The sequence below is a fragment of the Nostoc mirabile CHAB5784 genome (assembly GCF_020829645.1).
In the GTDB taxonomy this organism is placed as follows: Bacteria; Cyanobacteriota; Cyanobacteriia; order Cyanobacteriales; family Nostocaceae; genus Nostoc; species Nostoc mirabile.
In genome coordinates this window covers 1-21,869 of the sequence record NZ_JAIVFS010000032.1, presented here as the reverse complement: position 1 = coordinate 21,869, position 21,869 = coordinate 1, and the positions used below count along the sequence as shown (strand labels likewise).

Here is a 21,869-nt window from a genome sequence, read left to right as displayed (position 1 = left end):
TTCCCCTTACCCTTGGTTTACCTGGGTTGGGTGATTTACCTACACCAACTTTAACCTAACAGTGTAGTATGAGTGTCCAGTTGAACAAGTGTCCAGTTGATTCCAAGAATTTCTTCAAGTATTATTATCTAATGGTTAAAGCCCAACAGGTCTCTTTTGTTGCCTAATAAATGATACCTATGGCAAGTCATAAGAGCATCTTTGCCATTAATCTAGTTAAATTTTAAGCTCATTACCAATGTAATACACCTTGATTATTAAAGTTAATACCAATTCACTCCATTACAGTTACAAATCATTCTCCCTTATCTCTTACCCCCTGCCTTTGTCCTCTCCATAAGTCACTGACGGATTTCCCAATATTTATGGTTTTCAACAACATCTACTTCAAACAGAAAACACTAGTAGAAATAAGCTAGTCTATTTTGCAACACAAGCAAGGGATTTTTGTAGCTCTATGATGATTGAGAATAGCGCTAGTAGTTCAAACAAGAAGTTGCTCGGTTTTGATGTCAAGAGTTTGACAGCCAATCGCCGTGCAATAAATATGTTAAAGGGAATATTTGCTGTTCTCCCTCTCACCTTCGCATTGCCTGTAGAAGCTTTACAAGTAAAGGTGACTCCAACTAATCCTAAACTAGGGGATACGCTTTCGGTAGAGATTAATCTAGATAATCCCGATAATAGTACAAATCCAACAGTAGCTAGTGGTAAGAATACGTACTCAGCCTTTGAAATTGCCCCCAATCAGTATCGGGCTTTTGTTCCCACAACTCCGCTAGAAAAAGCTGGAACTAGAACACTTCGGGTTACAGGGGATGGTCAAGTACAAAACTTGGCAGTGAATGTGCTTAATCGCAAGTTCCCCGTACAACGCATTACTTTGCCACCTGGCAAAGCCGGAGTGGATGCCACAGAGCATGAACTTAAGCGTGTGGCAGCTTTCAAGGCACTACAAACACCAAAAAAGTATTGGAATGGAATATTTCTGAAGCCAAATGCAGGGCGGATGAGTACAACCTATGGTGTACGTCGCTACTATAATGGTACATTTGCAAAGGACTACTATCATCGTGGTCTTGACTACGCTGGTGCTGCCGGTTCATCCGTAATTGCCCCAGCCCCTGGGCGAGTTGCTTTGGTAGGTAGGGTATCCCAAGGGTTTAGGGTACACGGTAACGTAGTTGGCATTGACCACGGTCAAGGAGTAACCAGTATTTTCATGCACCTAAGTCGTATTAACGTCAAAGAAGGTGATTTTGTGAAAGCTGGTCAACTAATTGGCGCAGTAGGTTCAACAGGTGCTTCTACGGGGCCGCACTTGCACTGGGGTCTGTATGTCAACGGGCAATCTGTTGACCCAACACCTTGGCGAACTAAGATCGTTAACTAGTAGAGGCGGACTTAATCGCGTCTGTGCATAATTTGTGTTTTGTTTGCTGAGAATTACACAAAATAAATTGGATTGATACCGTCCCTACCTTGCTTGGCTAACATAAATGATGATAAGCATTATGAGCATCGAAAAAATTGTAGAACAAGCTCTCCAGGATGGTTATTTGACACCAGCAATGGAAGCAGAAGTCGGTAGAATATGTGACAACGCCTCGGAACTCTCAATTGAAGAGTATATGGCGCTGGATCGGCTGATGGGTTCGCTATTGACTGGTGAGGTAGTGGCGGTACCTCGCAAACAATTCATTAACGTTATGGAAGAATTGGTACTGACGGAAGCGATCGCACGAGTTGCAGAAATTGAAGCCACCAGCGAAAGTTCTCTAGATGTCGGCGATATTGCTGCTTACGCCCTCAACAGGCTACCACCTTTATATGCTACTACAGAAGAAGGTGCTAACTTCCAGCGCCAAACGGCTCAGGCACAACTGCAAGACTTAATTTCTCAGCAAGTAAATGAGGCGATTAACCGTTACCTTGATCGACCCAATTTCTTCCCAGAACGGCAAGCTTTGGGTAAAAACACTGGAAATGAGGTTGTACGCCAAGTTAGTGCTTTACTCCAAACATACGCACCTAACTTTGAGCAAAAATTATAATTTTAAGAGTCATTGGTCATTGGTCATTGGTCATTTGTTTAAAACAAACGACAAAGGACTAATGACTAATGACTCTATAATTAATCACGCACTAACACTATTGTCCCTAAACTCACTTGCTCATATAACAATCGAACATCAGAATTACGCATTCTTAAGCAGCCGTGGGATACAGCCGTTCCTACCAGGTCAATTTCCGGCGTGCCATGAAAGCCAATTTCATTCCGCCCATCTGACCAAAAACCAATCCATCTGTCTCCCAAGGGACTATCTGTACCAGCCTCAAATACTTTGCCTGTAATCGGGTGACGCCAAATTGGATAGTGTCGCATGTGAATCACCTGGAAAGAACCTGTGGGCGTTTCCCAACCTTTCTTACCTATAGCGATTGGGTAGCTGGCTATAACCTCATCTTCTGCGTATACATAAGTACGGCGATCGCTTAAATCAACCATCACTTGCGTCTTGGCATCTGCTACCCTATTAGATGGTACTTGTTGGGCTGAAGCCTGAGACCATAGACCTTTTGGCCAACTCTCTGCAACTGGATTTTGTCTTTCTGCTTGCGCCACCAGCCGCGTCTTAGTTAGTAGTTCGGTTGCTTTAGCTACATTATTCTTAATGTTTTTTTGGGGCTGCGTTTGAGGCTTAATAGTAGAAGGCTTGAGTGTAGAAGCCCTCCGAGTAGTTGCCTTCGCTGTATTCTTCTTAATTATTTTCGACTTAGTTTGAGACTTCAGAGCAGAATACTTGAGTGTAGAAGCCCTCCGAGTAGTTGCCTTCGCTAGATTCTTCTTAATTATTTTCGACTTAGTTTGAGGCTTAATAGCAGAGGACTTTGGTGTAAACACCTTTTGGGCAGTTGAGCCTTGGGTGGCTTCATCAGGTGGCACAGATGCACCCAGTGCAATTTCCCCTAAACTCACTTGGGAAAGATTCTTGTAGACTCCCTCTGAGCGGCTTCCCTTAGGATTGGTTAGGGTAGAATCTCGCCGCATCGCAGTAGATGCAGACTTATCAGACTGCCGTTCTGCCGTAGTAATGCGCCAATGGACAGCTAAAGATAAAAATGCTGTGCCAAAACAGAGCAACATTACCATCCGCCCTACAGATTCATTTCTTACCATTGCCATCGCCTATTGTTTATCCCTGACATATCCAGCCGAGCAATTGGATGAGTTCATCATCCGATTATCAAAAATTTATCAATACTTATCATTTCCGTTATAAATCTGCCAACACCTCTGGGCAAACTAAGACTATGCATGTCCCAGCAGCAAAACTCCAAGTGACCAACCTCATTTCTCCAAAGTTCTGGGGGTTGTAAGCCAATACTTGGACTTTCTGGTGCAACTTTTGAAATGTAGCAATCAATTATTAGTGGTGTGGATGGGAGAAAAACCATGTTTGAAAAACTATTCTTAGCAGTCACAATTACATTTTCCCTCAATTTCCTTTTTCAAGTTCGCGTACTAGAGCAACATAATGGTGCTACCTACGGTTCACAACCAGAACAATCAACAATTCTGGTAACAAAACCAAAAAAATAAATTACCATTATAGTCACCGTAGCAACCCAACTTCCAGAAATTAATACCTTAACTTGAAAGGTATCAAGAAGCTTGAATTACAAAATTTTTATCTTTATCCTTATAACCAGATTTAATTATTTTTATCAAGCGTATATACCCAGTTGCGAAAAGTACAAAAATGTGCATATTGCTGCGCCTTTATTAGTTAATGGGTCTTGGGCAGCTATGCCAGCAGTATAAGGAAAAAGTGGCTCTCCTTATTGCTATAAATGTAGCCAAAATTGTCTGCCTCAGTGTTCCAGTCAGAAATCCGTCACCTTAGCATGGAACTTCTGTCCCATTAGCAGGTCTAATAGATAGGGATGATTTAGAGCCAGTACGATCTATGAGTCAGTCGATCACTGTATCCTGGTCAACGGTTGATGCAAAGTATCCAGAAGCATCAGTGCAAGTTGACAAACTCCCTAACCACGATTTAATTTTGCGCTGTCAAGCGGGACTGCGACCAGATCGTGTTGCGTTTGCAGAACTATTACACCGCTATCAAAGTCAAGTTGATAGAGTTCTATACCACCTGGCTCCAGATTGGGCTGACAGAGCCGATTTGGCTCAAGAAGTTTGGATTCGAGTGTATCGGAATATTAACCGATTACAAGAGCCTGCCAAATTTCGGGGCTGGTTAAGCCGCATTGCCACCAACTTGTTTTATGACGAGTTGCGGAAACGCAAGCGGGTTATGAGTCCTTTGTCACTGGATGCTCCCCGTTCGTTAGAGGACGGCGAGATGGATTGGGAAATCGCTGGCGATACTCCCGGCCCTGAAGAAGAACTGACAACTAGAGAATTTTACGAGCAACTGCGAGAAGCGATCGCGGATTTACCAGAAGTTTTTCGTACTACCATTGTCCTCAGAGAAATCGAAGGCATGGCTTATGAAGAAATTGCCGAAATCACTGGAGTTTCCTTAGGAACTGTGAAGTCAAGAATAGCCAGAGCTAGAACGAGGCTGCAAGCTCACTTGCAGAATTATCTAGATTCATAATTTACAGTATCTTGCCTCTGCCCAATGGCAGAATTTAAGCATAGATTAAGAATTCCCACAACGTAGATCGCTTCTGCCCTGAGGAGGAAAATTGGTTAATTTATCCGAATTTACCGCCCAGTTTAGCCGTGTATGAATTGGTAATAATGTTAAGATGACTACTGATTCTCAGTTTTACGACCGTTCTCCTTTGCAACTTCCTCAAGATTTGTCAGACGGAATGGCCAATCATACCAATGAATCAACGGGTCTTATGGATATGGTGAAGCGCGATCGCTTCGAGTTATTGAGTGCTTATCTCGATGGTGAAGTCACAGCCCCCGAACGCAGGCAAGTAGAAGAATGGCTGGCAAATGATGCCTCAGTTCAATTCTTGTATGCCCGACTTATAAAGCTGCGCCAAGGCTTGCGGACTCTCCCAGTGCCAACAGCCCAACAGTCACCAGAAGCAACAGTTCAGCAAGTTTTGACACGTTTGCGCCGCCGTTCCCGTTTGAACTGGATGGCGGGAGGTGCAGCCGTTGCTGCTTGTGTAATCGGTGCAGTATCTGGTTTAGTACCTATTGGTTCGAGAGCGCCCCAACTGGCACAACGACCACAAACAGAACCGATACAAACATCTTCAGCGTCTATAATTCCACCTTCCCCGTTGATGGTGGGACTAAATAACCCGGTAATTGAAATTCCTAAAGCAGCAGTAGCTTCTCCAGAAAATCCAATCTATCCGGTGCAGCCGCAACGCCACGACTCCAAACAGGACATAAACTAATTGCATTAACAATTCACAGATCGTAACTGTACTTTGCGGTTAAACCACAGCCACTCCACCAGCCGTCAGGTTGGAGGAAGCCTCCTAATTGCTCAACTCGGTCTAGAGTCATCAAATAAACCCAAGCCCAACTATAAGAGAGCGACTGTGGCTCATAAACCTCGATAATTTGCCGATTATAGAGGTTTTCTGGTGGTTGTCTATTGGGCTGGTAATTTTCCAGCACATCTAGCTCATTTAAAATCCTTGGGTTGGAAAAAGAGAGTAAATATCCGTGAACTTGGCTATCCCCTAGCGTCATCGCTGGGTAGCCCATTGGCAAAGCAAACAATTTGCCTTGTACAAAGGCTCTTTTGAAATCAACTACTTTGCCAGCACAGTATCTTTTATAGTTAGCTTCACCGGGTTTGAGTGTGCCGTAAACAAAAACCCGCACCAAATCAGAAAATTTTATATTTGATTCAGCCATCGCCTATTTTTACCATCTGAATCGACAGCAATAAAAACTTATCATAGTGAATACCTCTAGATATTAATTCTAGAGGTATTTTTATTTACTCAGATTAATAGTTAAGCAATTAAGTACTACTCTTGCCCTTATTCCTGTCTAACTTCTCTTGAATAGCTTCTCTACAAAATTCAGGAGGGTTATCTTGTTGCTGCACTTCCTCTTTCATTGTCTTAGTCATGCGTATATTCATTTTCTCGGTCAGTGGCTCCTCTCTGTCAGTAGTAAATTTTTTTAAATTTTCTGGGTTTCCTTTAGGATTAGCCATTGTTGAGAGATGTAAATATAGCTTGATCTACGTGGAAGCGAGTAAATATGATTTTAAATCGGTGGTGCTGTCATCCTTGGAAATGGTTCACCACCGATACCACTTTTACAAATGGGTAACTCTATTTTATGTTCACACGGTCAGAACTCGAAATCAAAACCACCAGTGAGTTGAGAGACTTATGTAGGCGTTACGGATTAAAGCCTACCGGGAATGGAGGCTACAAAACTAGTTGGATTGTCACCTTAATGGCATACCAAACTTTAAGAAAAGAGGACTACGCGACCGCTTTACTCTTGAGGGCGCGATCAAGGTGATTGGAACCAATAAAATTCAAGTCCCCAAGATTGGGATTTTGAAAACTTATGAGCGATTGCCACAACTAAATCCCAAGTCAGTATCAATATCTCGAATTGCGGACAGATGGTTTATTAGTTTTAGATTTGATGTTGAGCAACAGCAATCTCTAAAGACAAGCATTGTCGGGGTGGATCTTGGAATCAAGGTACTAGCAACCCTTTCAACTGGGGAGATATTCATCGGCGCAAAATCCTACAAAAAGTATGAAGCGAAACTTTCTAGGATGCAATGGCTGCATCGTCATAAGATAATAGGTTCAGCCAACTGGAAAAAGGCACAGATACAGATAGCTAAACTACACGCCAAAATAAGAAATATCCGCTCATACTCATTGCATAAACTCACCACCCTGCTTGCCAAGAACCACGGCACAGTAGTAATCGAGAATCTCAATGTGTCGGGCATGATGGCTAACCACAAACTGTCCAAGGCGATCGCTGATATGTCGTTTTTTCAATTTCGCCGTCAGTTGACTTATAAGTGCGAACTTTACGGTTCAAAGCTCGTGGTCGCTGATAGATGGTTTCCTAGCTCTAAAACTTGCTCAAATTGTGGAACTAAAAAAGAAACACTTTCTTTAAGTGAAAGAGTATTTAGCTGTGAGCATTGCGGTTTTGTTATGGATCGTGACTTAAACGCCGCAGTGAATTTGTCAAAAGTCACCAGTTAGGTGATGTTAGCCTATGGACTGGTTGATGCCGACATCTCCAGGATGAAGTAGGAAGTAAACACCAAAGGTCTTTATAATCTTCTCGTAAGAGTGTGGTTTAGGTAGCTTTGGTTAAGTTTTATATAACGGTAGAAAGAAATAGTAAATTGATTTTGTAAATTAAATTAGAAAATTACTAGACAGATAATTCCCTCAAGATAGTGGCTCAAATGTACTAGTAAGGATCAAATACTAGAAAATTAGTAGAAGTAAAGTGTAACAGGCATGAAACCATTGGAAATACGTGATTCTGTTGATTCTCGATATAACCCAACAGCGATTGAGGAAAAATGGCAAAAAACATGGGTAGAACTTGGCTTAGATAAAACACCTACAGCTAACAACAAGCCAAAATTCTACGCTCTTTCCATGTTCCCTTATCCATCGGGCAGCCTACACATGGGTCACGTCCGTAATTATACGATTACCGATGTGATTGCCCGCCTTAAACGAATGCAAGGGTATCGAGTAATACATCCAATGGGTTGGGATGCCTTTGGCTTGCCAGCAGAAAACGCCGCCATTGACCGTGGTGTACCGCCAGCAAAGTGGACTTATCAGAATATGGCCCAGATGCGGCAACAGTTGCAGCGTCTTGGTTTATCCATTGATTGGGAATGTGAACTTGCTACCTGTTCACCAGATTATTACAAGTGGACACAATGGATTTTCTTGCAGTTTTTGCAAGCGGGGTTAGCTTACCAAAAAGAAGCAGCAGTAAACTGGGACCCCATTGACCAAACTGTATTAGCAAACGAGCAAGTTGATAACGAAGGACGTTCCTGGCGCAGTGGCGCAATAGTTGAGCGCAAATTGTTGCGGCAGTGGTTTTTCAAGATTACCGATTACGCCGAAGAATTACTCAATGACTTGGATAAGTTAACAGGTTGGCCGGAACGCGTTAAATTGATGCAGGCAAACTGGATTGGCAAATCCACAGGCGCTTACTTGGAATTTCCCATCATTGGGATAGATGAAAAGATCGGCGTGTACACCACACGTCCAGATACCGTTTATGGTGTCAGTTACCTAGTGTTAGCACCAGAACATCCCTTAACAAAGCGTGTTACCACAAAAGAACAACAAGCAGCCGTAGAAGCTTTTATTAAAGAGGTTTCCAATCAAAGTGAGTTGGAACGTACCTCTGAAGACAAACCTAAGCGGGGTATCTCCACAGGTGGGGTGGCAATTAACCCATTTACAGGGGAAGAAGTGCCGATTTGGATTGCTGACTATGTACTGTATGAGTATGGTACTGGGGCAGTGATGGGTGTACCAGCGCACGATGTCCGGGATTTTAAGTTTGCCAAAAATTACGATTTGCCAATTGATTTTGTCATCGCTTCCCCAGATGATGTTGCAGGTTTTGACTTAACTCCAACATCAGAGATTAATGAAGTCACACAACTCATCCAAATTGAATATAACCAGGCATACACTGAACCAGGAATTTTAATTAATTCTGGGGCTTTTACTGGTATGGCTTCCACAGATGCTAAACAAGCGATAATTGAATACGCCGAACAACAAGGTTTTGGTAAAGTGCGAGTGCAATATCGCTTGCGGGATTGGTTAATTTCGCGGCAGCGTTACTGGGGCGCACCAATACCTGTAATTCACTGTCCCAACTGTGGGATAGTGCCAGTGCCTGATAAAGATTTACCAGTCCAGTTGCCAGAAGAGGTGGAATTTACTGGGCGTGGTGGTTCACCTTTAACTCAGTTGGAAAGCTGGGTAAATGTGCCTTGTCCAACTTGCGGCACTCCTGCAAAGCGGGAAACCGACACGATGGATACTTTTATTGATTCCTCGTGGTATTTCTTGCGCTTCCCTGATGCTAAAAATGAACAACAGGTTTTTGATTCCAGTAAAATTAACGACTGGATGCCAGTAGATCAGTATGTAGGTGGGATTGAACACGCGATTTTACATTTGTTGTATTCGCGGTTCTTTACTAAGGTACTACGCGATCGCGGTTTGTTAAACTTTGATGAACCCTTCCAACGCCTGTTAACTCAAGGTATGGTACAGGGTCTAACTTACCTAAATCCCAACAAGGGCGGCAAAGATAAATGGATTCCTTCTAATCTGGTAAATTCTGCTGACCCTCGTGACCCCCAGACAGGTGAACCATTGCAACATCTCTACGCCACCATGTCTAAATCAAAGGGCAACGGTGTAGCACCAGAAGATGTAATTGCCAAATATGGTGTAGATACAGCGCGGATGTTCATCTTATTCAAAGCACCGCCAGAAAAAGACCTGGAATGGGATGAAGCCGATGTGCAAGGACAATTCCGCTTTTTAAATCGGGTTTGGCTTTTGGTAACAGATTATATTGCTGCTGGGGTATCCCGTAAGCAAGCCCAACTCGCTGATTTAACTAAGGCAGAAAAGGAATTGCGGCGGGCGATTCACACGGCTATTCAAGCGGTGACAGAAGACGTGGAAGACGAATATCAATTCAACACAGCTATTTCAGAATTGATGAAGTTAAGTAACGCCCTAACTGATGCTGACGGGAAAAATTCACCAATTTACGCAGAAGGTATTCGGACTTTGGTGGTATTGCTAGCACCCTTTGCACCACACATTGCTGATGAATTGTGGCATTTATTGGGTGAAAGTAATTCAGTTCACACTCAAACTTGGCCATCATTTGACCCGGCTGCTTTGGTAGCTGATGAAATTCCTTTAGTGATTCAAATCAATGGCAAAACTCGCGGCGCAATTCAAGTACCAGCGCAATCAGATGCAGCAGCACAGGAGAAGTATGCCCGTGAATCAGAAGTCGCTCAGCGTTACATCGAAGGTAAAGAGATTAAAAAGGTAATTGTGGTGCTTGGAAAGTTGGTGAATTTTGTAGTTAGCTAAGTACAGCTTTGCCTAAAATCGTGGCGAATTGAGGGTTGAAATTTCAATGCAGATGCACTTCGCCTTCCTGCAGGGTAGGCACGCAGATAATTCGCTACGAATTATTAATGAAATGTTGTACTTAGCAATCGATAAAATTGTAAATATAGCCTGATAAAACATCAGAGGATTTACATCCGTGACACTCAAAGAGTTAGAACAACAACTTCTTGCCCTCAGTTCTGGTGAAAAATTGCAGGCTATACATTTACTTGCTCAAAGTCTCGTCAACAATTGGCAAGGAATTGAAAAAACTCCTAGAGTCTGTGGTGGAGAGGCTTGCATCGCTAAAACTCGTATTCCCGTTTGGGTACTTGTGGAAGCTCGCCGTCTTGGATATAGTGATGCTGACCTTTTGACGAGCTATCCAACCATTACAGCTACAGATTTAGTTAATGCTTGGGTATATGCAGAAGCTCATCCCGATGAAATCGAATTGGCAATTGAGCGTAATGAGGTTGCCTAGTCGATGGTACGGTTTTACGCAGATGAGCAGTTTCCGTTTCCAGTTGTGGAATTATTACGCGCTTTGGGGCATAATGTTTTGACAGTTCAAGAAGCAGGAAATGCAGACCAAGGTATACCTGATGAGGAAGTACTAGCATTTGCCATAAGTCAAGAACGCTCAATATTATATAACTATCAACAGAGTTGATTTTATCCGTTTGCATCGTCGTGATTCTAACCACTTCGGTATTATTGTTTGCACGAACAATCGTAATTGGGAACAGTTTGCAGCACGGATAGATGAAGCTGTGACAGCAGAACAACCGTTGCAAGGAAAACTAATTCGTGTGGTACGTTCAGTCACTTAAAATCATTCGTAATTCGTAATTCGTAATTAAGTTTTGGAACGGGGATTTAGACCCCGGCTAACATACTTGCGGCTTGTTAGAACCGGGGGATTTAAAGCCACAGAATTGGTTAAAAAGTTTTGATGGAATGCACAAATGCTAAAGTCAAAATAATTCGTAATTTATAATTCGTAATTCGTAATTATTACCCCACGACTGAAGTCGCTTGCTCTGAAATAAGGAATAAATTTATTTGTCTCCATAAACTTTAGTTAGTTGCTCTGTACCTTTAATTACGAATTACGTTAGCGTAGCGGTAGCGAGGAACGAGCGTCATTACGAATTAGTAATTATTTGGTCATCAAGTATGTGTTGAAACAATTTTTATAACGTAGTTTACTTTTCTGGTATATGTGTATTTAAAAACATCTGTATTATCTTCCAAAAAGTTGAACTGTTTTATTTATACAGGACTTACGCACAAGGAACGGAAAATCGAACCACAGAGGACGCAGAGAAGCCAGTGCGTTGGGCGGGTTCCCCGACTTGTTCGCTCTTAGCGTTCCCGCAGGGTAGCAACTGGCGCGACACGGAGGAATAAGAGTTTGAGAGGTTTTTGCGTAAGTCCTATTATACACGAAAAAACGCTTGAGAGTTTTGCTCACTCAAGCGTTTCCCCGTAAAAGCTTATACCAACTCACTCGTTTGATGCAACATTTGAAATCTGCAACGCCCCCTTATCAGGGAGCATTGCGAGGATAACTTGTGACAAACATGTGGTGAAATGGTATCACTCCTTGCACTAACTAAGAATATCTCTTTTGCAAGAATACCGGGGATCTGGTGAGTGACAGTTTATGAACTGAACACTAGTTAAAAACGACTCATTATGAATGGTAACTAACAAGACTAAGCACGATTGTAGCAATTTTGTAAGTATAGTATAAAAACTTATAGTTTATTAGCTATCCCCGCTATCGCCTACCACTGAGTACAGTTTCAAAATGTGCAGCAAGTAGCAGCATAATTATCTCAAAATTGGCAGCAAATGAACCGGAAAGCATCAGTAGAAAATCGCCATCGAGTAAGCCAGATAAGCCTTTAATATTGACATCGAAGCGATTTGGAGAGGAATAAATTATCAGATCCTCAATAGATAAAAGTATTCTTTAAAAGATGGCAAACCAAGAACAAATGCTCGACCCAAGCCGATTGAAAAGTTTGGGTTAGGTATCTTCTATCTCTTAGCAAACGGCGACATCCAATCCTTCCGCATAGTGTAGGCGGTTACTTCCTTCGTTGAAGCAAAACACAGCTTTTTCACTGACGATTCCCGTGATATTCAAAAGATTCAGCGTGTTTATATAAAAACAACAGAGGCGGATTATGGGTAAAATTTAAGAATTTATTATACCTGTGCCTCATCTAGATAGATGTTTCACCTTTGGTTAAAATAGCCGCTCTCCTACGAGCAAACGCCTTAACCTGGCGTCTAGGTGTGTGGTAAGATTGCCTGGAACAGAGGTTTTATCTGAGTTGGAATCTCGTATAAATTGCAAAGGTCAAGCTGACCGATTGTTAACTCCCACGATCCTTTTCCTATGAATTTGGAAAATATACAACAAGGCTGGTGACGAGCTGAGTGCAATTTGTAGATGAATATCTAGGATTTGCTACCAGAACTTAACCAACTTCCCACAATTTTGACTTTTATTTTACTTTTAGGATACACACATGAACGATAAGCTGATGCTAATGATTCCAGGCCCAACCCCGGTGCCAGAAGCTGCCTTACTGGCATTAGCCAAGCACCCAATTGGACACCGCACCAGTGAATTTAGCAACATATTGGCAGAGGTGACGGAAAACCTCAAGTGGCTGCACCAAACTCAAAGTGATGTGCTAACGCTGAATGTCAGTGGTACGGGTGCTGTAGAAGCTGGAATAATTAATTTTCTCTCTCCAGGCGATCGCATTTTAGTTGGTTCTAATGGTAAATTTGGCGAACGCTGGGTAGAAATAGGTCAAGCCTATGGTTTGAATGTAGAAGAAGTTAAGGTGGAATGGGGAAAACCCTTAGACCCCGCAGTATTCGCCGAAAAACTTCAAGCAGATACTCAAAAGCAAATTAAAGCCGTAATCATTACCCACAGCGAAACCTCGACGGGTGTTTTGAATGATTTAGAAAGCATCAACCGCCACGTCAAAGAACACGGTGAAGCTTTAATTATCGTTGATGCTGTCACTAGCTTGGGTGCGTTCAATCTACCTGTGGATGCTTGGGGCTTGGATATAGTCGCCTCCGGTTCCCAAAAAGGTTATATGATTCCGCCGGGATTGGGTTTTGTCTCTGTCAGCCCCAAAGCTTGGGAAGCTTACAAAACTGCGAAGCTACCGAAATATTATTTGGACTTAGGTAAATATCGCAAAGCCACAGCCAAAAATACAACTCCCTTTACTCCGCCTGTGAACTTGATTGTAGCGTTACACACCACGTTGCGAATCATGAAAGAGGAAGGCTTGGAATCAATATTTGCTCGACATGAACGGCTGAAAAATGCTACCCGCGCCGCCATTCAAGGGTTAAATTTACCCCTGTTTGCAGCAGATAGTTCCGCTAGTCCGGCGATTACGGCTGTAGCACCACAAGGAATTGAACCGGATAAGATTCGGTCATTGATGAAAAAACGCTTTGATATTGCCCTAGCAGGTGGTCAAGACCATTTGAGTAATAAGATTTTCCGCATTGGTCACTTGGGCTTTGTGAGCGATCGCGATATTCTTAGCTGTATAGCATCCTTAGAAGTTACCCTAAGAGAACTTGGCTACGAAGACTTCACCCCTGGATCTGGTATAGCGGCAGCAGTTAAAGTATTTAGTCAGTCTTGAGTACTGAGCATTAAATCAAAAGAGCGAGTTGATAATTTAACTCGCTCTTTTAATTTGTATATAAATGAGTAGAAACCGCCAAAGTTAATAAACCTATACAACTTTTGCACAAGGTAGAGTGGATGTTATATGCCCAGTTTTCATAAATTATACCAAGTTGCTCTAAATAGTATTATTTGCTCTGAAGACAGTCGCATAGCTTATTTGAGACCAAACAAGACTAATTTTGGCAACTTAACATGATACTGAATTGGTATAAATAGTATTATTTCAGATTCTGATAACAGTCTTTTGGTAAAGACTTTTAATTTAAAATTCAAAATCCAAAATCCAAAATCCAAAATCCAAAATCCAAAATCCAAAATTATTATGACCTATGCCGTTTCCAGCCAATCATAAATTTGGTCTAACTGCTCTAGAGTAATCAAACCATACTGCCAAAGAATCATTGCCAAAGGGCCTGGATCTTGCTCCCGATGCCGAAGTGCCACCGCCAGCGATGCTGTGGAAATTGCCAAATCTTCTTGCAAAAAATTAATCAGTCGAGAATATTTTGATGGTGACATTTGTGTCTCACCTCCTTGTGCAGAATGTATTGTCATATATCAGTTCACTATTGCTCGGTAGCCAGTAGCCAGTATTTTATCTGTCACTTTGCCGTTATCGGCTATACACCCCAGCAGAGTTTTTTTGATTTGCCTTTAACAAAGGCTTCTCATAGAAACTCTGAAAAATAGAAATTTTCCTACAAATTATCTGCTCAATTCTCAAGCAGTATTTTTACTTAGTTAAATTGGCTCCATTTTGTTTACTTTTGTGCGTTATTTAATTACACATGTAGTAACAAAGATTCCATAGCCTATACTCTCTTATTGGCGACTATTTACACTTGCGCCCAAGGGAATATTTTTGCCAAACCTGAAGACTGCGATTTCAGGTTGGAGACAGTAGAATTTTACATTATTACCACAGTTTTTAAATAGTAGCCTTACAGATGAATTTTTACCATAGGACGTGCCATTTTTTACAAAAAAAACATAGATTCCGATAGTATAGACTCTGAACAGAGCAACCATCCAAATCTTTATCCCCGTAAAGCACCGAAGTCTCAAGGCTCAATTTTGATAATATCGCCCACTTTCAACTTCAACTCGGCAGCTCTGCCAGAGCGAAGTTCAATCACCTTATCGATTGGTGTATTGGGCCCATAGGTAGGACAAGGCTCAGTTGCACAAGGAGGTGCAGCAGCCTGAATATATTTAACGACTCCGTTTTGTAAAAATACCATATCCAAGGGCACAGGTACATTCTTCATCCAGAAACTAACTGGTTGTGGTGAAGGGAACCCAAACAACATCCCCCGGTCATCTGGCAAAGCTGGTCGATACATCAACCCCATAGCTTGCTGTTGTGGTGTCTGCGTCACTTCTAACTGAATGATTGTGCCATTAGGAACAATGGCTTTAGCAGAAATTGGTAGTTTTTGACCTAAGCTCTGTGGTGCTGGAGTTTGAGAAGCAGAGGTGGGGCTGGGAGGTTTAGCTGTTGTTGGCACAGAACAGCCCATCAGTAAAATACTCAGCAACATTGAGAGCAAACTTAGCCGATGAGTCATAATTATTTTTGATTTTGTAATTTAGATTTCAATTTTACAGAATTTAAGCTAGAAAACTCACGGCTTTTATTCGTCCCCTCAAGAGGCAGGGGGCAGGAGGAATCCACACGTTATAGAGGTAGGATTGAAGCAAGGACGCTTTGTACCTCGTGGCACTTTTCGCGACGCTCGTAAGCGTTGCGTTAGCGACGTAGCGTCTGACTCGCTCATAGCGTTGCCATGACGTACCACTTCGTGGAAGCAAGCTACGCGCAGCGTCTCGTAGAGAAGGCTTTACGCTGCGCTATCGACACAATCTTTTTTGTTATTGAGCGTAGTCGAAATATACTAGTGCGGCTCTAAACCGACAACTAAAGTTTTCATTAATACTTCTTTCCTCCTGCCTCCTGCCTCCTGCCTTCTCTTGTAAACTTCCACCACAGTGTACTAGGATTCTCTCAAAACGTACCCTACGCCTCGCACCGTTTGAATGAGGCGCTTTTGTCCTTCATCTTCAATTTTTAACCGCAAGTAGCGGATGTACACTTCAATTACATTCGACTCACCCAGAAAGTCATAACCCCAAACATTTTCTAAAATTTGTTCGCGGGTTAACACCTCACGGGGATGTTCCATTAAGAATTTTAATAGTTCAAATTCTTTCATTGTCAAGTCAATTGCCCGTCCGCTATGTATGGCACGGCGAGTTGCTATATCTAAAATCAGATCCCCAAAGCGTAACTGCTCCGTGGTATCCACATCAGGTTTTAAGTAGAGCCGAATCAACTTCAAAAAGTCTTCTGAGCGATAAGGCTTCAGGATGTAATCATCGGCTCCAGCTTCTAGACAAGCTACACGATCATCGACTGTATCCCTTGCCATTAAAATTAATACAGGCGATCGCATACCAGTGCTTCTGAGATTTTTGCACAATGAGAGTCCTGATTCTCCTGCTAGCATCCGGTCTAAAACAATTAAAGCAGGTTGGCGATCGCGACAGTGTTGTAAACCACTAGTCGCATCATGAGCCAAAATTGATTCATAACCAGCTTCTTGCAAATCACAAGAAAGCTGATTTGCTAGGCTCTCATCGGTTTCAATCACCAAAACACAGGGACTTTGAGCAACTGTCATAACAATTTGGGATATTGGATTTGGGATTGTAAAGATATTCCAGAGAAAATCTTTACATCAGTTATAAAGTGCAATTACGAATTTTTAGTGATGGAGCAATCCTGATTTGACACGCTGCTAAGAATCTTTTAGCACGTTCAGGTGTCAGCCATCTAATTCTCCGATGCAATCTTAATAACTAAATCCAAATACCATCCTTACACCAGTAATTCTGGAAGGAAATCAGTAAGTTGGGGAGTAGGGAGTGGGGAGTGGGGAGTGGGGAGTGGGGGGATGAGGGAGAAATCAATTCAAAATTCAAAAACTTCTACCTCCTGCCTCCTGCCTCCTGCCCAATACCTACGGCAATTCTACCGAAGTTGGTTTAGCGATATGTGGTAAACCCCAACCTAATTTTTCTCGCAGAATTCGGAAAAACTCAGGCGGTTGCAGACGAATAAATCGGACACTATATTGCGATCGCTCCATATATACTCTATCTTCTGGTAGTACATAGCACCCTCCATTACCATCCACCACCATTACCAGCCGAGGAATGTTGACTGGGTAAATGTTGACCGATTCAGTATCTGGAAATACTAATGCTCTAGAAGCTAGGGAATGGGGACAAATGGGTACTAGCTGTAAAGCAGGTACACCAGGGGTCACAACTGGGCCACCAGCACTCAATGAGTAAGCTGTAGAACCAGTAGGCGTAGAAACAATCACACCATCTGCTGCAATATCTACTGGCGCATGACGCCCTATGGCAATTTCAAAATGGCACATAGAGGTCAAAGGTTCCCGGTGCAGCACCATTTCATTTAAGCAGAGGGCTTCCCACAGCACTGAATCTCCCCGAAAGACTTTGACGGTGAGCATGGCTCGTTCTTCAATTTCATACTCACCCGCCATTGCCTGTTCTAGTGCTTGGGGCAATTGATTCAGGAAGGTTTCTGTCAAAAATCCCATGTGGCCGGTATTCACTGTTAGCAGTGGAATACCACAGGGGGCCACCTGACGAGACGCTGCTAAAACAGTGCCATCTCCCCCTAACACCACTGCAAACTCCATATCTGAGTCAAAACCAGGGGGCGTTAGACCGTCAATGGGGGTGTGGCATACAGGACTCTCCGGGTTAGAGTAGCCCAATATTCCACCGATACTTGATGTGATACACACATCCCAACCGGCAGTGGTTAGCTTGTCTTTCAACTCGATAGCGACACGGCCCGCTATCGGTTTAACGTCATTGTAGATAATGCCTGCTTTCGGCACACTCAAATATCCAAGTTTAGGCGATGCTCTATATATTATGTAATCCTTACACATTTTGGTCATGTAGTCATTAATCTAGAGTCAAATATCCAGAGTCTAGAGTTTCATGACTAATGTCCATTTTGTAATGACTATTGACTATTGGCTTTTGAAGACTGTTTAAAAGGAGTTTTTTTAGGTTTCTGCTTTTTATTTTTATTTTTCTGGTAGTCTAACTCTTTGAGCTTCTTCATTATTCGGCTGAAGTACTCTTGTAGATAGCTTTCTAGGGTTGTGGTTTGTTGCGGATCTAAGCCAAAAACTGTGTATACTTCATCCATTGAAGCATTTAACTCTTTACCACTAGCCAATACTTCTGTAAATGCTAGCCTGTCTGCAACGTTCCATCCCCACTGAAAGAACCGCATTAAGCCCCGCACAGCACGCAGCAAGGTTATTGGCATCCGCGTTACTCTGGCGTCTTTTCCAGATAAGCGTTCGCATAAGTTGATGATTTCTTCTGCACTCCAGGCACGAGTACCGACTACAGGAAAAGCTTGGTTTTGCGTTTCCGGCACACTCAATGCACGGATTGCGAACTTAGCAATGTCCTGAGTATCCATATAGGCGATGGGAGAAGAATTACCAGTCACCCAAACTGGCTGTGATTCCAGAATGGGAATCCCGTACTGACCAATTAATCCTTGCATAAACCCAGCTAGCCGTAAGATGGTATAATTCAAGCCAGACTCAGCCAGGAATAGTTCTGTACACCGCTTAATTTCCATTAACGGCACTTCTGGGTATTTATCGGCATCTAATATTGAAAAGAAGATGAAACGCTCTACACCTGCTGCTTTTGCTGCTTGAATCAATGCTACTTTGCCGTCCCAGTCCACTTGTTTGATACTCAGTGAATCTGTGGGACGAGATGTTGATGCATCAATAACTTGGGTTACACCAACTAAAGCTTCCGCTAAGGTATCGGGGTAACGCAAATTTCCCGGTACGAGTTCTGCACCCCATTCTTTGAGAAAAGCTGCTTTTTTACTGCTTCGGACAAGACAGCGTACTTTATATCCCTCATCGATTGCACGACGAGCCACTTGTCTTCCTAAGGTGCCAGTGGCACCGACGATTAATAATGTCATGAGGGTTGTAATAAATTTTATTGTTTTATGAAAAGAATGTTATCAGAATAACCTATGCAAACAAAACTTTACATCTTTTCTAAGAAAATCGTTTGTTATGGACAGACTCATAGGAAAATGGCTGTCCGGTAAACGGACAAGCTTTTTTTCATTTCGATCAAAAAGGGAGTGGGGAGTGGGGAGTGGGGAGTGGGGAGAATAATAACTCCTAACTCCTGTACAGACGCGATTAATCGCGTCTCCTAACTCCTGTACAGACGCGATTAATCGCGTCTCTTAGCACTCAATTATTCTTCTGTGCCTTGAATTTTTAGTAACAACGCGCCTAAGCCCCAGCCTACGAAGATTAAACCGAAGGACAATAGAGCTGCATTCAAAAGTTCGCCGCCCATTGGTGTGATTCTCCTTATGCAAATTAGTGTGTGTAAACTAGGTCTATCAGAAGCTCTTGAATTGTTGCTGTAGAATTAGACCTGTGTAAATAATCTTAAACTAGTTTAGCAACTAATCCCTACTCGTTTGGGGGGCAATCCCTACTGTAAAACGGGAGAACAAGGGGATGGGAAAAAACTTTGATGATAATAATTATGAATAAATTTTATGTATCAAAATAATCTAGATAATTTAGTGAATTTTCGCAAAAATAATCGCCCGCGTCTGGCGTTGACGCTGGGAGATCCGGCGGGAATTGGGCCGGAGGTGATTTTGAAAGCTTTAGCAGAACCGGAAATTAGTAAAAAATATGACGTTACAGTGGTGGGAAACCGGGATTTGCTGGCACAGATTTATCACAAACTGAATTTAATCGATAATTTAACACCTTTGGCAAATCCAGACGAGTTGTCAGTGATTGATGTGCAGTTGGATGGGGAAATTAAAGGTCAAATTATCGCCGGAATAGGTAATGCGGCCAGTGGTGCGGCTAGTTTTGCGTATATGGAATGTGCGATCGCTCAAACACTGGCTGGTAAATTTGATGCTATTGTCACAGGGCCGATCGCTAAATCTGCTTGGAAAGCCGCAGGATATAATTATCCAGGACAAACGGAACTTTTGGCACAAAAGTCAGGTGTTGACCGTTTTGGGATGTTATTTGTAGCGCGATCGCCCCATACTAATTGGATACTCCGCGCAATACTAGCTACCACACATATTCCCCTACGTCAAGTAGCCGATACATTGACACCGCAGTTGCTGACACAGAAATTGGATTTGCTGGTGGAATGTTTGGAGAAAGATTTTGGGATAAAAAAGGCGAGAATTGCGATCGCAGGTTTGAATCCCCACAGTGGCGAACAGGGACAACTTGGACATGAAGAACAAGATTGGCTAATTCCCTGGTTAGAGCAAGAGCGGCAAAAACGACCACAATTACAGCTAGATGGGCCAATACCACCAGATACGATGTGGGTTAAACCTGGTCAAGCTTGGTATGGAAATTCTTTAGTACAAAATCCTGCTGATGGCTACTTGGCACTTTACCACGACCAAGGCTTAATTCCTGTGAAGTTGATGGCGTTTGATCGGGCAGTTAATACTTCTATTGGTCTTCCTTTCGTTCGGACTTCACCAGATCATGGAACAGCATTTGATATTGCGGGTAAGGGAATTGCTGATGCTACGAGTATGAAAGCAGCGATACATTTAGCGGCTGAGTTGGTTAGTCAAAGGTTGGCGGTGGGTTGTGGTTAAAAGTTTTTTGTTGCAATATTTACTAGGAGTAATGCTTACTTGAATTTTGAAATTATCGGAGACATCACCAATATTGAAATAATTGCTGTTGGGAACTCCATTCGTGAACTAGAACGCAATACAGTTCAGTTAGCGCCAAAAACCATAAACTGCGTAGGTTGGGTGGAGGAACGAAACCCAACATTTTCGCGGGTTTGTTGGGTAACACTTAAGTTCCACCCAACCTACGATTATCTTGAATTAATCTCCACTCTCAGGCTCAACAGCCATGTACCAGTTTTAGTGAGTTTTGATTAACTCTGGTTGAACTTGGTCAAAAATAACTTTACCGCGTTGGTAAAAAGCCTCTTGTTGAGCTTTCCATTGAGATTTTTTTTCTTCTGACCACTGAATATCAGGGAATATTCTTCCCCGATGAACTGTACGAATAGGCTTTGGATCAGTCATTATTATTTTTCCCAATCTATATTAAATCTTTGTAACTTGCGCTCACATTGGAAAAACAAACTTTCCCCATCCACCTCATCTGTCTCTTCACTTTCATTAATGAGGTCTTGGTGTTTCTCCTCTAATTCGCGCATATACTGCCTGAGTATACCCCCAACAGCGATCGCTCTACTTTTATGCAGTTGACGGGTTAACTCTAAAAACCATTCTCTATCACCCACCAAATCTGACTCTTTCACTTGATACTTGAGAATTTCTGGGATAAGTAGTGACGGGTTATGATGCTTTGCGTAGACGCGAAGCGGCTTGTCGCCAGACATCGCGCTAGTATGAACAACAGGCTGGTAATCAATCCGTAAGCACTGCTGCCATAACGCTACCCATTTGGCATGAGAAAGATAGCCATGACTGAAATACGAAGGCGACACCATTGCCAAAATATGTAAATGCTGTCGCTTAACAAGCAAATGCTGTCGCTTAACAAGCAAATGCTGTCGCTTAACAAGCAAATGCTGTCGCTCAACAAGCAAATGCTGTCGCTTAACAAGCAAATGCTGTCGCTCAACAAGCAAATGCTGTCGCTCAACAAGCAAATGCTGTCGCTTAACAAGCAAATGCTGTCGCTCAACCTGACTTTTGACGGGATGTGGAAACTGACTTTTCCCGTTAAGTCTGTTTTGCAAGCTGCCAACCTTCACAGAGGTCGTGTAATTTTAACCAACCTCGCCACAGTACCTGGATACCAATTGGTGTTTTGCTTCGATGTTCTAGGTAGCC

Annotated in this window: 25 protein-coding genes; 14 read left to right on the top strand and 11 right to left on the bottom strand. The window is 42.6% G+C overall.

Going from position 1 to position 21,869, the window contains the following annotated elements:
- The first annotated feature begins 460 nt into the window (after positions 1-460).
- Positions 461-1,393, top strand: a complete 933-nt coding sequence (locus tag LC653_RS20535; protein ID WP_372478202.1) for a M23 family metallopeptidase — start codon at positions 461-463, stop codon at positions 1,391-1,393.
- Between the two features lie 121 nt (positions 1,394-1,514).
- The gene (locus LC653_RS20530; protein ID WP_229496626.1) at positions 1,515-2,054 is read left to right on the top strand and encodes a late competence development ComFB family protein; all 540 of its coding nucleotides are present in this window, start codon (positions 1,515-1,517) and stop codon (positions 2,052-2,054) included.
- Between the two features lie 80 nt (positions 2,055-2,134).
- Here the strand turns inward: LC653_RS20530 and LC653_RS46880 are convergent, their stop codons facing one another.
- Positions 2,135-2,794, bottom strand: a complete 660-nt coding sequence (locus LC653_RS46880; RefSeq protein ID WP_504828430.1) for a L,D-transpeptidase — start codon at positions 2,792-2,794, stop codon at positions 2,135-2,137.
- Positions 2,795-3,457: 663 nt separating this feature from the next.
- Between LC653_RS46880 and LC653_RS20520 the strand changes: the two genes are divergently transcribed.
- From LC653_RS20520 to sapG, 3 genes are all read left to right on the top strand, one after another.
- The gene (locus LC653_RS20520; protein WP_229496624.1) at positions 3,458-3,604 is read left to right on the top strand and encodes a QAALIT motif small membrane protein; all 147 of its coding nucleotides are present in this window, start codon (positions 3,458-3,460) and stop codon (positions 3,602-3,604) included.
- Positions 3,605-3,971: 367 nt separating this feature from the next.
- Positions 3,972-4,628 (top strand): RNA polymerase sigma factor SigG, encoded by a 657-nt coding sequence (gene sigG / locus LC653_RS20515; protein WP_229496622.1) that lies wholly within the window; start codon positions 3,972-3,974, stop codon positions 4,626-4,628.
- A 154-nt stretch (positions 4,629-4,782) separates the two neighbouring features.
- Positions 4,783-5,397, top strand: a complete 615-nt coding sequence (gene sapG / locus LC653_RS20510; protein WP_229496620.1) for an anti-sigma factor SapG — start codon at positions 4,783-4,785, stop codon at positions 5,395-5,397.
- A gap of 13 nt (positions 5,398-5,410) precedes the next feature.
- Here the strand turns inward: sapG and LC653_RS20505 are convergent, their stop codons facing one another.
- Together LC653_RS20505 and LC653_RS20500 are read right to left on the bottom strand one after the other, a co-directional pair.
- Complete coding sequence (locus LC653_RS20505) at positions 5,411-5,866, bottom strand: gamma-glutamylcyclotransferase family protein (RefSeq protein ID WP_229496619.1); 456 nt, start codon at positions 5,864-5,866, stop codon at positions 5,411-5,413.
- 109 nt (positions 5,867-5,975) lie between these two features.
- Positions 5,976-6,173 carry a hypothetical protein gene (locus tag LC653_RS20500; RefSeq protein ID WP_100900714.1) on the bottom strand — a complete coding sequence of 66 codons (198 nt, stop codon included), beginning with the start codon at positions 6,171-6,173 and terminating at the stop codon, positions 5,976-5,978.
- 313 nt (positions 6,174-6,486) lie between these two features.
- Between LC653_RS20500 and LC653_RS20490 the strand changes: the two genes are divergently transcribed.
- The 6 genes from LC653_RS20490 to LC653_RS20470 all read left to right on the top strand — a co-directional run bounded on the left by LC653_RS20490 (position 6,487) and on the right by LC653_RS20470 (position 13,838).
- Positions 6,487-7,203 (top strand): RNA-guided endonuclease InsQ/TnpB family protein, encoded by a 717-nt coding sequence (locus tag LC653_RS20490; RefSeq protein WP_229496617.1) that lies wholly within the window; start codon positions 6,487-6,489, stop codon positions 7,201-7,203.
- A 264-nt stretch (positions 7,204-7,467) separates the two neighbouring features.
- Complete coding sequence (gene leuS, locus LC653_RS20485) at positions 7,468-10,116, top strand: leucine--tRNA ligase (RefSeq protein WP_229496615.1); 2,649 nt, start codon at positions 7,468-7,470, stop codon at positions 10,114-10,116.
- A gap of 178 nt (positions 10,117-10,294) precedes the next feature.
- On the top strand, positions 10,295-10,621 hold the full coding sequence (locus tag LC653_RS20480; protein ID WP_229496613.1) for a DUF433 domain-containing protein: 327 nt from the start codon (positions 10,295-10,297) through the stop codon (positions 10,619-10,621).
- A gap of 3 nt (positions 10,622-10,624) precedes the next feature.
- Positions 10,625-10,810: a DUF5615 family PIN-like protein gene (locus LC653_RS46875; protein WP_308189109.1), complete on the top strand. Its 186-nt coding sequence runs from the start codon at positions 10,625-10,627 to the stop codon at positions 10,808-10,810.
- Between the two features lie 10 nt (positions 10,811-10,820).
- The gene (locus LC653_RS46870) at positions 10,821-10,970 is read left to right on the top strand and encodes a hypothetical protein (RefSeq protein WP_308189108.1); all 150 of its coding nucleotides are present in this window, start codon (positions 10,821-10,823) and stop codon (positions 10,968-10,970) included.
- A 1,713-nt stretch (positions 10,971-12,683) separates the two neighbouring features.
- Positions 12,684-13,838, top strand: a complete 1,155-nt coding sequence (locus LC653_RS20470) for a pyridoxal-phosphate-dependent aminotransferase family protein (protein WP_229496611.1) — start codon at positions 12,684-12,686, stop codon at positions 13,836-13,838.
- Between the two features lie 374 nt (positions 13,839-14,212).
- Here the strand turns inward: LC653_RS20470 and LC653_RS20465 are convergent, their stop codons facing one another.
- From LC653_RS20465 to petM, 6 genes are all read right to left on the bottom strand, one after another.
- A complete protein-coding gene (locus LC653_RS20465; protein WP_196527497.1) occupies positions 14,213-14,440 on the bottom strand; it encodes a DUF2949 domain-containing protein in 228 nt (75 codons plus the stop codon).
- 506 nt (positions 14,441-14,946) lie between these two features.
- Complete coding sequence (locus LC653_RS20460) at positions 14,947-15,453, bottom strand: DUF192 domain-containing protein (protein WP_229496609.1); 507 nt, start codon at positions 15,451-15,453, stop codon at positions 14,947-14,949.
- A 426-nt stretch (positions 15,454-15,879) separates the two neighbouring features.
- Positions 15,880-16,566, bottom strand: coding sequence for a response regulator transcription factor NblR (nblR, locus tag LC653_RS20455; protein WP_229488708.1), 687 nt, complete (start codon positions 16,564-16,566; stop codon positions 15,880-15,882).
- A 339-nt stretch (positions 16,567-16,905) separates the two neighbouring features.
- Positions 16,906-17,823 carry an NAD(+) kinase gene (locus LC653_RS20450; RefSeq protein ID WP_229488707.1) on the bottom strand — a complete coding sequence of 306 codons (918 nt, stop codon included), beginning with the start codon at positions 17,821-17,823 and terminating at the stop codon, positions 16,906-16,908.
- Between the two features lie 131 nt (positions 17,824-17,954).
- Positions 17,955-18,953: an SDR family oxidoreductase gene (locus LC653_RS20445; RefSeq protein WP_229496607.1), complete on the bottom strand. Its 999-nt coding sequence runs from the start codon at positions 18,951-18,953 to the stop codon at positions 17,955-17,957.
- A gap of 287 nt (positions 18,954-19,240) precedes the next feature.
- Complete coding sequence (gene petM, locus LC653_RS20440) at positions 19,241-19,345, bottom strand: cytochrome b6-f complex subunit PetM (RefSeq protein ID WP_118167852.1); 105 nt, start codon at positions 19,343-19,345, stop codon at positions 19,241-19,243.
- A gap of 208 nt (positions 19,346-19,553) precedes the next feature.
- Here petM and pdxA point away from each other — a divergent pair, with 208 nt between their 5' ends.
- Together pdxA and LC653_RS20430 are read left to right on the top strand one after the other, a co-directional pair.
- Positions 19,554-20,645 carry a 4-hydroxythreonine-4-phosphate dehydrogenase PdxA gene (pdxA, locus tag LC653_RS20435; RefSeq protein ID WP_229496605.1) on the top strand — a complete coding sequence of 364 codons (1,092 nt, stop codon included), beginning with the start codon at positions 19,554-19,556 and terminating at the stop codon, positions 20,643-20,645.
- A gap of 39 nt (positions 20,646-20,684) precedes the next feature.
- Positions 20,685-20,942, top strand: coding sequence for a hypothetical protein (locus LC653_RS20430; protein ID WP_229496603.1), 258 nt, complete (start codon positions 20,685-20,687; stop codon positions 20,940-20,942).
- Here LC653_RS20430 and LC653_RS20425 read toward each other — a convergent pair.
- Positions 20,925-21,092, bottom strand: coding sequence for a hypothetical protein (locus LC653_RS20425; RefSeq protein WP_229496602.1), 168 nt, complete (start codon positions 21,090-21,092; stop codon positions 20,925-20,927). The two genes, LC653_RS20430 and LC653_RS20425, sit on opposite strands and share 18 nt — an antisense overlap.
- A 2-nt stretch (positions 21,093-21,094) precedes the next feature.
- The gene (locus LC653_RS20420; protein ID WP_229496694.1) at positions 21,095-21,523 is read right to left on the bottom strand and encodes a protein rep; all 429 of its coding nucleotides are present in this window, start codon (positions 21,521-21,523) and stop codon (positions 21,095-21,097) included.
- A gap of 15 nt (positions 21,524-21,538) precedes the next feature.
- Here LC653_RS20420 and LC653_RS20415 point away from each other — a divergent pair.
- A partial coding sequence (locus LC653_RS20415) for a hypothetical protein (RefSeq protein WP_229496700.1) occupies positions 21,539-21,869 on the top strand: 331 nt, incomplete at its 3' end.

Excerpts from the sequence above, each read along its gene's own strand:
- LC653_RS46875 (WP_308189109.1), top strand. The coding sequence starts at position 10,625 with ATGGTACGGTTTTACGCAGATGAGCAGTTTCCGTTTCCAGTTGTGGAA.
- LC653_RS20505 (WP_229496619.1), bottom strand. The coding sequence starts at position 5,866 with ATGGCTGAATCAAATATAAAATTTTCTGATTTGGTGCGGGTTTTTGTT.
- LC653_RS20530 (WP_229496626.1), top strand. The coding sequence starts at position 1,515 with ATGAGCATCGAAAAAATTGTAGAACAAGCTCTCCAGGATGGTTATTTG.
- leuS (WP_229496615.1), top strand. The coding sequence starts at position 7,468 with ATGAAACCATTGGAAATACGTGATTCTGTTGATTCTCGATATAACCCA.
- pdxA (WP_229496605.1), top strand. The coding sequence starts at position 19,554 with ATGTATCAAAATAATCTAGATAATTTAGTGAATTTTCGCAAAAATAAT.
- sapG (WP_229496620.1), top strand. The coding sequence starts at position 4,783 with ATGACTACTGATTCTCAGTTTTACGACCGTTCTCCTTTGCAACTTCCT.
- LC653_RS20460 (WP_229496609.1), bottom strand. The coding sequence starts at position 15,453 with ATGACTCATCGGCTAAGTTTGCTCTCAATGTTGCTGAGTATTTTACTG.
- LC653_RS20465 (WP_196527497.1), bottom strand. The coding sequence starts at position 14,440 with ATGACAATACATTCTGCACAAGGAGGTGAGACACAAATGTCACCATCA.
- LC653_RS20425 (WP_229496602.1), bottom strand. The coding sequence starts at position 21,092 with ATGACTGATCCAAAGCCTATTCGTACAGTTCATCGGGGAAGAATATTC.
- LC653_RS20535 (WP_372478202.1), top strand. The coding sequence starts at position 461 with ATGATTGAGAATAGCGCTAGTAGTTCAAACAAGAAGTTGCTCGGTTTT.
- LC653_RS20470 (WP_229496611.1), top strand. The coding sequence starts at position 12,684 with ATGAACGATAAGCTGATGCTAATGATTCCAGGCCCAACCCCGGTGCCA.
- petM (WP_118167852.1), bottom strand. The coding sequence starts at position 19,345 with ATGGGCGGCGAACTTTTGAATGCAGCTCTATTGTCCTTCGGTTTAATC.
- nblR (WP_229488708.1), bottom strand. The coding sequence starts at position 16,566 with ATGACAGTTGCTCAAAGTCCCTGTGTTTTGGTGATTGAAACCGATGAG.
- LC653_RS20420 (WP_229496694.1), bottom strand. The coding sequence starts at position 21,523 with ATGGTGTCGCCTTCGTATTTCAGTCATGGCTATCTTTCTCATGCCAAA.
- LC653_RS20520 (WP_229496624.1), top strand. The coding sequence starts at position 3,458 with ATGTTTGAAAAACTATTCTTAGCAGTCACAATTACATTTTCCCTCAAT.
- LC653_RS20445 (WP_229496607.1), bottom strand. The coding sequence starts at position 18,953 with ATGACATTATTAATCGTCGGTGCCACTGGCACCTTAGGAAGACAAGTG.
- LC653_RS20500 (WP_100900714.1), bottom strand. The coding sequence starts at position 6,173 with ATGGCTAATCCTAAAGGAAACCCAGAAAATTTAAAAAAATTTACTACT.
- sigG (WP_229496622.1), top strand. The coding sequence starts at position 3,972 with ATGAGTCAGTCGATCACTGTATCCTGGTCAACGGTTGATGCAAAGTAT.